General features: G+C 63.9%; 9 protein-coding genes. 1 reads left to right on the top strand and 8 read right to left on the bottom strand.

Features of this window, described 5'->3' with window-relative positions:
* Nucleotides 1-53 precede the first annotated feature (53 nt).
* Nucleotides 54-1,250 carry an acyl-CoA dehydrogenase gene (locus ACWGS8_RS05115; protein ID WP_454579888.1) on the bottom strand — a complete coding sequence of 399 codons (1,197 nt, stop codon included), beginning with the start codon at nt 1,248-1,250 and terminating at the stop codon, nt 54-56.
* 102 nt (nt 1,251-1,352) lie between these two features.
* Here ACWGS8_RS05115 and ACWGS8_RS05110 point away from each other — a divergent pair, with 102 nt between their 5' ends.
* Nucleotides 1,353-2,264: a LysR family transcriptional regulator gene (locus tag ACWGS8_RS05110; RefSeq protein WP_454579887.1), complete on the top strand. Its 912-nt coding sequence runs from the start codon at nt 1,353-1,355 to the stop codon at nt 2,262-2,264.
* On the opposite strand, the gene ACWGS8_RS05105 is transcribed toward ACWGS8_RS05110, so the two are convergent.
* From ACWGS8_RS05105 to ACWGS8_RS05075, 7 genes are all read right to left on the bottom strand, one after another.
* Nucleotides 2,265-4,589, bottom strand: a complete 2,325-nt coding sequence (locus tag ACWGS8_RS05105; protein ID WP_454579886.1) for a Tex family protein — start codon at nt 4,587-4,589, stop codon at nt 2,265-2,267.
* A 127-nt stretch (nt 4,590-4,716) separates the two neighbouring features.
* On the bottom strand, nt 4,717-5,898 hold the full coding sequence (locus ACWGS8_RS05100) for a serine hydrolase domain-containing protein (protein ID WP_454579885.1): 1,182 nt from the start codon (nt 5,896-5,898) through the stop codon (nt 4,717-4,719).
* A 33-nt stretch (nt 5,899-5,931) separates the two neighbouring features.
* Nucleotides 5,932-7,128: a serine hydrolase domain-containing protein gene (locus tag ACWGS8_RS05095; RefSeq protein ID WP_454579884.1), complete on the bottom strand. Its 1,197-nt coding sequence runs from the start codon at nt 7,126-7,128 to the stop codon at nt 5,932-5,934.
* A gap of 63 nt (nt 7,129-7,191) precedes the next feature.
* The gene (locus ACWGS8_RS05090; protein ID WP_454579883.1) at nt 7,192-8,226 is read right to left on the bottom strand and encodes an ABC transporter substrate-binding protein; all 1,035 of its coding nucleotides are present in this window, start codon (nt 8,224-8,226) and stop codon (nt 7,192-7,194) included.
* A gap of 24 nt (nt 8,227-8,250) precedes the next feature.
* Nucleotides 8,251-9,051 carry an ABC transporter permease gene (locus ACWGS8_RS05085; protein WP_454579882.1) on the bottom strand — a complete coding sequence of 267 codons (801 nt, stop codon included), beginning with the start codon at nt 9,049-9,051 and terminating at the stop codon, nt 8,251-8,253.
* Nucleotides 9,044-9,964 (bottom strand): ABC transporter permease, encoded by a 921-nt coding sequence (locus tag ACWGS8_RS05080; RefSeq protein ID WP_454579881.1) that lies wholly within the window; start codon nt 9,962-9,964, stop codon nt 9,044-9,046. Before ACWGS8_RS05080 ends, ACWGS8_RS05085 begins: the two co-directional genes overlap by 8 nt.
* Complete coding sequence (locus ACWGS8_RS05075; protein ID WP_454579880.1) at nt 9,964-11,058, bottom strand: ABC transporter ATP-binding protein; 1,095 nt, start codon at nt 11,056-11,058, stop codon at nt 9,964-9,966. Before ACWGS8_RS05075 ends, ACWGS8_RS05080 begins: the two co-directional genes overlap by 1 nt.
* Between the last annotated feature and the right edge of the window lie 39 nt (nt 11,059-11,097).

Below are 11,097 nucleotides of genomic sequence, written 5' to 3'. Positions count from 1 at the left end.
CAGATGTTGCGGTGCACCTAATTTAAGCAGCCGAAGCCGGCTTAAGGCATGGCTTAGAAGAATGCCTGGATACCCGTCTGCGCCCGTCCCAGGATCAGGGCATGCACGTCATGCGTGCCTTCATAGGTGTTGACCGTCTCCAGATTCTGCGCGTGGCGCATGACGTGGTAGCCGATCTGGATGCCGTTGCCGCCATGCATGTCACGCGCCTGGCGGGCGATGTCGAGCGCCTTGCCGCAATTGTTGCGCTTGACGATCGAGATCATTTCCGGCGCCATCTTGCCTGCATCGAGCAGCCGTCCGACGCGCAAGGATGCCTGCAGCCCGAGCGCGATCTCGGTCTGCATGTCGGCAAGCTTCTTCTGGTAAAGCTGCGTGCCGGCCAGCGGCTTGCCGAACTGCTTGCGGTCGAGACCATACTGGCGGGCGCGGTGCCAGCAATCTTCCGCCGCACCCATCGAGCCCCAGGAGATGCCGTAGCGAGCCCGGTTGAGACAGCCGAACGGACCGCCAAGGCCCCTGGCGTTGGGCAGCAGCGCGTCCTCGCCGACCTCGACGCCTTCCATCACCACCTCACCGGTGATCGACGCGCGCAGCGACAGCTTGCCGCCGATCTTCGGCGCCGACAGCCCCTTCATGCCCTTTTCCAGCACGAAACCGCGGATCTCGTCCTTGCCGTTCTCGCCCTTCAACTTCGCCCAGACGACGAACACGTCTGCGATCGGCGCGTTGGAGATCCACATCTTCGAGCCGGAAAGCTTGTAGCCGTGGGCGGTCTTCTCGGCGCGCGTCTTCATGCCGCCCGGGTCCGAGCCGGCATCCGGCTCGGTCAGGCCGAAACAGCCGATCCACTCGCCGCTGGCGAGCTTGGGCAGATATTTCTTGCGCTGTTCGTCCGAGCCATAGGCGTAGATCGGATACATCACCAGCGACGACTGCACCGACATCATCGAGCGATAGCCGGAATCGACGCGTTCAACCTCCCGCGCGACCAGCCCGTAGGTCACGTAGTTGGCGCCGAGGCCGCCATACTCTTCCGGGATGGTAATGCCGAGCAGACCGGCCTCGCCCATTTCGCGAAAGATGCCGGCATCCGTCTTCTCATTGAGGTAGGCATCCTCGATGCGCGGCGCGAGCTTGTCGGCGGCGAAGGCCGCCGCGCCGTCGCGCACCATGCGCTCTTCTTCCGAAAGCTGGTCCTCGATCAGGAACGGGTCTTCCCAGACGAATGCATTCTTGTCGGCGGCCATGGCAATCGGTCCTCAAACGGAGTGAAGCCCGGCTTATCGGCCCGCGGCCTTAAAAAATCAAACGAAATTGCTTCACGGATCAATGAGCGCTAGGAATGGATCATGAGTGTCCAGCGCCGCCTCCTGCCCAACATCAGTGCGCTTGCCGCCTTCGAGGCGGTGGCTCGGCTCGGGTCCTTCACCGCCGCCGCGCAGGAACTGGACCTGACCCAGGGCGCGGTCAGCCGGCAGATCCGGCTGCTCGAAGACCAGTTCGGGCGGCGTCTGTTCGAGCGCGACAGCCGTAATGTCCGGCTGTCGACGGAAGGGGAAATCTACGCCGAAGCGGTGCGTTCAGCCCTCAGCCAGTTGCGCGACGCAGCCCTTGGACTGATGAGCAATCGGCATAGTGGCATCCTGAACCTCGCCATTTTGCCGACCTTCGGCACGCGCTGGCTGATGCCGATGATCCCCGATTTCGTCGAGAACAACCCCGACATCACCATCAACTTCGTCACCCGTGTCGGCCGCTTCGACTTCGCCAGGGAGAGGCTGGACGCCGCCATCCATTATGGCCTGCCGGACTGGCCGGAGGCCGATTCGACGCTGCTGGTGCGCGAAACCGTGGCGCCGGTGGCGTCGCCGGAATTCCTCGCCGGCCGCGCCATCGCCACGCCGGCCGATGTCGGCCGCCTGCCACTGCTGCACATGGCGACGCGCCCCGGCGCCTGGACCGAATGGTTCGAGCATCAGGGCCTGGGCGCGCCGGCCGGACCCGGCATGCAGTTCGAACAATTCGGCACCGCCGCCCAGGCCTGCATGGCGGGGCTTGGCGTGGCGCTGTTGCCCCTGCTCCTGATCGCGGGTGAATTGCAGCGCGGCCAGCTCGTGCCGGCACCAGGCGAGCCTATGCAAAGCCGCAGCGCCTATTACCTTGTCGTCCCGCACGACAAGCGCGACCATCCCCCGGTGGCCAGCTTTCGCGACTGGCTGCTGGAGCAGGTTGAGAAGGAGCCGGCTGTTCTGGCTTGGTAGCTACTTCCGCTTCAGTGCATCCGCCAGTGCCGCACCGAAGGCCCCTTGCTGGGCCGGCCTTTCTGGCTGGCGTTGCGGCGCTGGCGAGCGCGGCGCCGGCCTTCCGCCGCCATTGTCGCGCGGGCCACCACGCGGTGCACCACCCTCGCCGCCGTCCTTGCGCATGGAGAGCGCGATGCGCTTGCGCTTGATGTCGACGTCGACGACGCGCACCTTGACCACATCGCCGGCCTTGACCACCTCATGCGCGTCCTTGATGAAACGGTCGGCCAGTTGCGAGACGTGCACCAGCCCGTCCTGGTGGACGCCGATATCGACGAAGGCGCCGAAGGCGGCGACATTGGTCACTGTGCCTTCCAGCAGCATGCCGGGTTTGAGGTCCTTGATGTCGTCGACACCGTCGGCGAAGGTCGCCGTCTTGAAGCCGGGGCGCGGATCGCGGCCGGGCTTTTCCAGCTCAGCCAGTATGTCGCGCACCGTCGGCAGGCCGAAACGCTCGTCGACGAAGACGCGCGGATCAAGGGCCTTGAGCGCGGCACTGTCGCCCATCAGCGAGCGCACATCGCGGCCGCAGGCGGCGACGATCTTCTTGGCCACGCCATAGGCTTCCGGATGCACCGACGAGGCATCGAGCGGCTCGCTGCCATTGGCGATGCGCAGGAAGCCCGCGGATTGTTCGAACGCGCGAGGTCCTAGGCGAGAGACCTTGAGCAGGTCCTTGCGGCTGGCGAAGGGACCGGACGCATCGCGATGCGCAACGATGGCGTCGGCAAGCGATGCGCCAAGGCCCGAAACCCGCGCCAGCAATGGCGCCGAGGCGGTGTTGAGGTCAACGCCGACGGCGTTGACCGCGTCCTCGACCACCGCCTCCAGCGAGCGGCCGAGCCGGTACTGGTCGACATCGTGCTGGTACTGGCCGACGCCGATCGATTTGGGTTCGATCTTGACCAGTTCGGCCAGCGGATCCTGCAGGCGCCGCGCGATCGACACCGCGCCGCGCAGCGACACGTCGAGGCCGGGAAATTCCGTTGCCGCCGTCGCTGAAGCCGAATAGACCGAGGCGCCGGCCTCGCTGACAATCACCTTCAGCGGCTTCGGGCCGCCATCCGAAGGCATGTCGGACAGCATGTCCGCCACCAGCTTCTCCGTCTCGCGGCTGCCGGTGCCGTTGCCGATCGAAATCAGCTCGACCTTGTGCAAGCGGATGAGCTTGGCGAGTTCGGCCTGCGTGCCGCGCACATCGTTCTTCGGCGGGAACGGATAGACCGTCGTCGTCGCCACCAGCTTACCGGTGCCGTCGACAACGGCCACCTTGACGCCGGTGCGGATGCCGGGATCAAGCCCCATCGTCGGCCGCGAGCCGGCCGGTGCCGCCAGCAGCAAATCCTTGAGATTGCGGGCAAAGACATGGATCGCCTCTTCCTCGGCCCGTTCACGCAGGTCGCGCATCAGATCGAGCGTCAGGTGCAGTGAGAGCTTGATGCGCCACGTCCAGCCGGCGACCTCCATCAGCCAGCGGTCGCCGGGCAGGCTGGCGCCGATCGCATAGGCATTGGCGATCATCCGTTCGACCGGTTTCACCGGCGACGCATCGTCGGCATCGACCTCGATGTCGAGCGACAGCACCTCTTCGTTACGGCCGCGCAGCATGGCCAGCGCGCGATGGCTCGGCACGTTTGCCCAGCGCTCGACATGGTCGAAATAGTCCGAGAATTTGGCTCCGGCCTCCTGCTTGCCATCGACGACACGGGCCCGCATGAAGGCACGATCCTTCATGTAGGTGCGCAGTTTGCCGACCAGATCGGCATTCTCGGCGAACTGCTCCGACAGGATGTCACGCGCGCCTTCAAGGGCTGCCTTGGTGTCGGCAACCTCCTCGGTGACGTAGGCCAACGCTGCCTCGGCAGGCACGAGCGAACGGTTGACAAGGATGGCCTCCGCCAGCGGCCCCAGCCCGCGTTCCCTGGCGATCTCGGCCTTGGTGCGGCGCTTCGGCTTGTAGGGCAGATAGATGTCTTCGAGTTCCGCCTTTGTCGCCGCCGCCGCGATCTTGGTTTCCAGTTCCTCGGTCAGCTTGCCCTGTTCGCGGATCGAACCGAGGATGGTGTCGCGGCGGGCGTCGAGCTCGCGCAGATAGGCGAGCCGCTCGGCAAGGTCGCGCAGCTGCGTGTCGTCCAGCCCGCCGGTCACCTCCTTGCGGTAGCGCGCCACGAACGGCACCGTCGCGCCCTCGTCGAGCAGTTCGATCGCCGCCGCCGCCTGTTCGGGCCGCGCCTTGATCTCCGCCGCGATGATGGCTGCGATACGCTTGATGTCGGATGCCATGTCGTTCCTGCTCTCACCAAAGAGCGGCGACCATAGGCGCAGACGCCTGTCTCGCCAACCGCGACGTTTTCAACCGTCGCCGGCGGTCCACAGGAAAGCATGCGGCAACGAAGCCGCGCCCGACGGCTCAGACCAGTTGGGTCAGCGCCTCGAAGAAGGCGACGATTTCGAGATCAAGCGGGTCATCGACCGGCTCAGGCTGCGACGACATCTTGGCGATGACTACCTCCGCCTTCGGATCGACATAGAGCCACTGGCCATGAATGCCGATGCCGCAATAGGCGCCACTCGGCTTGCCTGACTGGTACCATTTGTTGCGATAGCGGCCTTGCGGGAACAGCGGAAGCATGGTGCCGCGCTTCCAGGCTTCCGCACTGCCGCCAGTGCTGACAGTATCACGCACCCAGGCCTCCGGGACGATGCGGCGGCCATTGACGGTGCCGCCCTGCCGCATCATTTCGCCGATACGCGCCAGGTCGCGCGGCGTCACCGAAATGCCGCCGGCGGTGCGCGCCGTGCCTTCCATGTCGACGCCGATCGAGGCCTCGCTGACAGCGCCAAGCGGCAGCCACAATTTCTCGCGCATCAGGTCGCTGAAGCGCTGGCCGGATGCGCGCTCGAGCAACAGGCCGAGCAGGTCGGAATTGGGCGAGCGATAGCGGAAGGTCTGGCCGTGCGGCTCGGCAAGCCGCTGCAAGGATAGGATGAATTCGCGCAGGCTTTCGGTGCCGCCGCCCGGGTTCCACAGCGTGGCGCGGCGATAGCGGGCAAAGGCGCTTTCCGGATCGAGATAGGCCTCCTCGAAATCGAGGCTGACGCTCATGTCGAGCACATGGCGCGTGCTCGCATCGCCATAGGCCGAGCCGGCGGCTTCCGGAATGTAGGTCGTCACCGGCGCTTCCGGATCGAACACCCCCTCGCCTTCCAATATGCCGGCGACGATGGCGGTCACCGACTTGCTGATCGAGAAGATGATGTGGCGGACGCCGAAATCCATGTGCGGCGCGAACCAGTCGCCGATCACCTTGCCGCCTTTCATCACCGTCAGCGCGTCGGTGCTGGAGCGCGCGAGGAATTCAGCCACCGTTTCCGGCTTGCTGGCCACCGAAACCTTTTCGCCGAGCAAACCAGCAAAATCCTTCGCGGGTGCCTCGGCAGCAGCCGATGCCGCGGCCACGCGTGCCGTCGGCACCAGTTCGCCAAGGTTCTGGAACGACCATCGGTTGAACGGGTTTTCGCGCCAGTTGGAAAGCAACACCTGGTTGCGGGCGAAGCCGTAGCGGATCTCGAACGCGGTCTTGCCGGTCATGGCGTTTCCTTCCGGGTCGTTTCTTGTGGGGGCTTAGAGCAGTGCGGCGGCGATGGCGTGCACGGCCTTCAGCGTCGCCGTGGAGTAGGCGAGATTGCTGAAATCCGGCCAGGTCGAAAGCTTCACCACGACCATCCCCGTATTCCAGTCGATATGGATCATCTGCCCGAACACGCCCCGGCACATCAGCGCGCGCGAGGTGGGATTCTCGATCCAGAACTGGTTGCGGTAGCTGCCCTGCGGCAGGCTGGCGGAGAAATCAGGGCCGTGCCTGCCATTGCGTGTCGCCTCGATCCATCCGGCCGGCACGATGCCGCCGCCATTGTCGAGGATCAGCTGCCCAAAGCGGCCATAGTCGCGCAGCGTCGCGTTGAAGCCGCCATCGGCCAGCGCATAGCCGGCGCTGTCGACGGTGAAGCAGGCGCTTTCGTCGGCGCCGAGCTTTTGCCAAAGTTCCTCCGAGATCAGCTGCGCCAGACGCTTGCCGGTCACCCGCTCCATGATGAAGGCGAGCACGTCGGTCTCGATCGAGCGGTATTCAAACGCAGCACCATGCGGCCGGACCTTGTGCTTCAAGCCCAGGATCAGCTCGAACATATGCGAGGGCCAGCGGAAGTCCGGATCGCTGCCCGGCGGCACCGGCTTCCAGCCGGTGGCGACATCGACCTGGCCGATGTCGGAATAACGGTCGGTATACTCTTCGGAAAAACGCACGCCCGTCGTCATGTCGAGCACATGCTGGACGCTGGCGCCGGCCCAGCCCGTGGCGCCGAGTTCAGGCAGGTAATCTGTGACCGGCCTGGCCGGATCGATCAGGCCGCGCCCGGCCAATATGCCGAACACCGAGCCGGTGATGGACTTGGCCATCGACTGCGACAGATGCAGCGTGCGCTCGTCCATGCCGTTGAAATAGCGCTCATAGGCGATCCGGCCTTGCTTGAGCACGAGGAACCCATCCGTATAGGTCTCGTCGAGCAGCCCGGCGAGCGTCGAGGGCCTGCCCTCGCTGTCCTCGACCGGCAGCCCGTCGAGATCGGTCTCGGCGCGTTCGAGACGATGGCGGTGGCCATTGCCGCGCCAGACTTCGGCGGTCGGCAGAATTTCCCTGATGTGCTGGAACGCCCAGCGGTTCCATGGCGGCCGGTCCCAGTCGAGCTTCGGCGGCACCAAGATGGGCGGCGAACCCCGCATGATAGGCGGCCGCGGATCGCTGTCGCGATAGGAGTCCATGAAAGGCATTCCCGGAAAAGAAAAGACCCGGCGGCGTACGCCGCCGGGTCCGGCATGCAGCGATTACTTCTGCAGTTCGGTCCAGATCTTTGTGTAGAGTTCCTGCGTTTCCGGCCCGCACATCTTCTGGAACTCGCCTTTCGGCTTGGCGTCGGCCGGAATGACGACTTCCGGCGCGTCCTTCATGTCGGCCGGCATGTATTTGTCCGAGCCGGTGATGGCGTTGGCGTAGCGATGGAAGGCCGAGAGGCCGGCCGCGTTTTCCGGATCCATGATGAAGTTCTGGAACAGCTTGGCGTTCTCGACGTTCTTGGCCTCCTTCAGGACGACGACGTTGTCGCTCCACAGGCCAAAGCCTTCCTTCGGATAGTTGTAATGGATGGCCGCATTGGCCAGACGCTGGCGCAACGCCGAGCCGTTCCAGTCGCTGGTTGCCTTGAAGTCGCCGGCGCCCATCTTCTCGATGGTGTTGTATTCCATCGCGATCCAGTTCGGTTTGGCCGCCACCAGCAGATCGCGCACCTTCTTCAGCACCGCCTTGTCGTCGGTGCATTGCTGGCCGCCGACATATTTGATCGCCGCGAAGATGACATCGTTCATCTCGGGAACGACGTTGACCTTGCCCTTCAGCTCGTCGGGCGTGTTGAACACGATACCCCACGTATCGGCCGGCCCCTTGTAGGCATCGGTGTTGACGACAACGCCGATCGTGCCCCAGGCCCACGGCACCGAATATTTGCGGCCCGGATCGAATTCAGGATTGGCCCATTCCGGCGCGACGTTCTTGAAGTTCTCCATCTTGCCCGGATCGGTCTCGAGCAGGAGGCCTTCCTTGATCCAGATCGGCACATAGGTCTGCGACGGCACGGCGATGTCGAAGCCGGTACCGCCCTGGCGAACCTTGGCGAGCGCGGTGTCGTTGGAATCGTAGTCGGTGATGGTCACCTTGATGTTGTATTTGTCTTCGAACTTCTTGATCACGTCGGGGCTGGTGTAGTTGCCCCAATTGTAGATGTTGAGCACGCCCTCGGCGCGGGCGAGGCCCGTCGAAGCGAGCAGCGCCAACCCCATGGCGGTCGCCGTTGTCTTCCAGTTCATCGTTCTAACTCCCATTATCGGTTTTCAGTCTCGTTTCCTGCTGACGAAGAAAAACAACGTGACGATCGCGACCGAAAGCAGCAGGAAAGCGGTCGATATCGCGTTGATCTCGGGTGTGACGCCGCGGCGGATCTGGCCGAGCATGTAAGTGGGCAAAGTGTCCTGGCCACCGGATTTGACGAACTCGGTGATGACGACGTCGTCGAGCGAGATGACGAAGGCCAGCATCAGGCCGGCAAGGATACCGGGCCACAAAAGCGGCAGCGTGATGCGGCGGAAGGTCTTCCACGGGGTCGCGTAAAGATCGGCCGCGGCGCGTTCCAGCGTCAGGTCCATATTCTCCAGCCGTGCGCGGATCGGCAGATAGGCGAACGGGATGCAGAACGCCGTATGCGCGGCGATCAGGTAGCCGAGGCCGGAATAGCCGGTGAAGATCTTGATGCGCGAAAAGAAGATCAGCAGCGCCACGCCGGTGACGATCTCGGGCACCATCAGCGGCTGGTTGATTGCCGCATATTTGAAGGTGAGGCCGGGATACGCGGCGGTGCGCGTGGTGGCAAGTGCCGCCATGGTGGCGAAGATGGTCGACAGCACTGCCGCGATGGCCCCGATCTGGAACGACCTCAGCGTTGCGTCGATGACCTGTGTGTTCTGGTATGCCGACTGGAACCATCGCAGCGAAAAGCCACCCCATTCGGATGTCGAGCTCGCCGCGTTGAAGGCGTAGGCGACCAGCACGATGATCGGCAAATAGAGCACGATGAAGCAGGTCGCCGCGATCGTCGTGAAGCCCGGCTGGTGCTTGATGGAGAAATTGCTAGCCATGACGCACCCCTGACTTGCCGGCGTTGCGCACATAGGCAAGCAACGCCAGCATGACGATGACCATCACCGTGATCGACAGCGCCGAGCCAAGTGGCCAGTTGCGGCCCTGTCCGAACTGCAATTCGATCAGGTTGGACAGCATCATGTTCTTGCCGCCGCCAAGCACGACCGGCGTCACATAGGCGCCGAGGGCCGGAATGAAGACCAGGATCGAGCCGGCAATGACGCCTGGTTTGACCAGCGGGAAAATGATCTTCCGCAGCACCTTGAACCGTGTCGCGTAGAGATCATAGCCGGCCTCGACCAGGCGGAAATCGAGCTTCTCCATGCTGGCATAGATCGGCAGCACCATCAGCGGCAGGTAGACATAGGCCATGCCGATCAGGATCGCGGTGTCGGTGTAGAGGATCTGGATCGGCGCCGAGATGATGCCGAGCTTGAGCAGGATCGTGTTGATGATGCCTTCGTTGCGGATGATCTGCAGCACGGCGAAGGTGCGGATCAGGAGGTTGGTCCAGAACGGGATGGTGATCAGGAACAGCCACAGATCCCTGGTCTTCTCGCTGCGCGTCGCCATGAAATAGGCGGTCGGGAAACCCAGCGCCAAAGTGGCCAGCGTCGTCACCACCGCAAGCTTGATCGAGCGCCAGAAGATGGTGACATGCGCCGCCGCGAGCGAGAGCGTGTCGTCGAAAATGTCGCGTTCCATGAACACCGACACCCAGGCGTCGGGCGAAAACTGCCATTTCACGTCGCCATAGGCGCCGGGCGTCAGGAACGAATAGACGAGCACGATCAGCAAGGGGCCGGTCGCGGCGAGCAGGATGACCAGCAGCGCCGGCGCTGACAAAAGCCAGCGGTCACGGATGTCGCGCCGTTCCGCTGCCTTGGCGACTTCTTCCGCGGTGGCCATCAGTCCCTCAGCACTTGCGCGGCATCGTTGCCGATCAGGATGCCGACCTTGTCGCCGCGCTCGAAACCGCAGCCGGCGCTGCGCGTATTCTGCTGGCGCACGGTGAAGGCCTCGCCGCCGTCGAGCTGGACATGGATATGCGTGTCGGTGCCGAAATAGACGATGTTCTCGACCGTGCCCGACAGGTCCCCTTTGTCCTTGGTCAGCTTGGCATGCTCGGGCCGCACCACCACGGTGGCGTTGTCCTTCGGCTGGAACCCCTCGGCAACGGTCGCCTCGATGGTCGTCCCGGATTTGAGCGTCGCGCGCGCCCTGCCGTTGCCGCTACCGGATATGGCGGCGGTAAGGAAATTGGTCTCGCCGATGAAGTCGGCGACAAAGCGCTCGGCCGGCTTGTCGTAGATATCCCAGGGCGAGCCGACCTGCAGGATCTTGCCCGACGACATCACCGCGATGCGGTCCGACATGGTCAGCGCTTCTTCCTGGTCATGGGTGACGAAGATGAAGGTGATGCCGGTCTCGTGCTGCAGCCGCTTCAACTCGATCTGCATCTCCTTGCGCAGCTTGTAGTCGAGTGCGGAGAGCGGTTCGTCGAGCAACAGCACTTTCGGCTGGGGCGCCAGCGCCCGGGCCAGCGCCACGCGCTGCTGCTGGCCACCGGAAATCTGGGCGGTGCGGCGGCCGGCCAGCGCTTCCATCTTGACCAGCTTGAGCATCTCGGCGACGCGCGCCTTGATCTCGGCCTTGGGCTTGCCGAGCATCTCCAGGCCGAAACCGATATTGTCGGCCACCGTCATGTGCGGGAACAGCGCATAGGACTGGAAGACGGTGTTGACCGGCCGCTTGAAGGGCGGCAGCGGCGCGATGTCCTGACCGTAGAGCAGGATTTCACCGGCGGTTGGAAAGTCGAAGCCGGCGATCAGCCGCAAAAGGGTGGTCTTGCCGCAGCCGGACGGTCCCAGCAGCGTGAAGAACTCGTTCTCGCGAATGGATACCGAGACCTTGTCGAGGGCAGCGACCTGCCCCTCACCCGATCCGAAAATTTTACTGACGTTTACTACTTCAATCGCATTCCGATCCGGTTTGTCCGGCACGATTACGCCTCACTGTTGACCCCGCTCTTGCTGGCGGAG

The organism is Mesorhizobium sp. 43Arga (genome assembly GCF_053714255.1).
The sequence above is the reverse complement of the archived record's forward strand: the minus strand, read 5'-3'. Positions and strand labels throughout refer to the sequence as shown.

What these genes read in the sequence shown, in the direction of transcription:
- ACWGS8_RS05115 (WP_454579888.1), bottom strand. Translation starts at nt 1,250, where the DNA reads ATGGCCGCCGACAAGAATGCATTCGTCTGGGAAGACCCGTTCCTGATC.
- ACWGS8_RS05080 (WP_454579881.1), bottom strand. Translation starts at nt 9,964, where the DNA reads ATGGCCACCGCGGAAGAAGTCGCCAAGGCAGCGGAACGGCGCGACATC.
- ACWGS8_RS05085 (WP_454579882.1), bottom strand. Translation starts at nt 9,051, where the DNA reads ATGGCTAGCAATTTCTCCATCAAGCACCAGCCGGGCTTCACGACGATC.
- ACWGS8_RS05090 (WP_454579883.1), bottom strand. Translation starts at nt 8,226, where the DNA reads ATGAACTGGAAGACAACGGCGACCGCCATGGGGTTGGCGCTGCTCGCT.
- ACWGS8_RS05110 (WP_454579887.1), top strand. Translation starts at nt 1,353, where the DNA reads ATGAGTGTCCAGCGCCGCCTCCTGCCCAACATCAGTGCGCTTGCCGCC.
- ACWGS8_RS05100 (WP_454579885.1), bottom strand. Translation starts at nt 5,898, where the DNA reads ATGACCGGCAAGACCGCGTTCGAGATCCGCTACGGCTTCGCCCGCAAC.
- ACWGS8_RS05095 (WP_454579884.1), bottom strand. Translation starts at nt 7,128, where the DNA reads ATGGACTCCTATCGCGACAGCGATCCGCGGCCGCCTATCATGCGGGGT.
- ACWGS8_RS05105 (WP_454579886.1), bottom strand. Translation starts at nt 4,589, where the DNA reads ATGGCATCCGACATCAAGCGTATCGCAGCCATCATCGCGGCGGAGATC.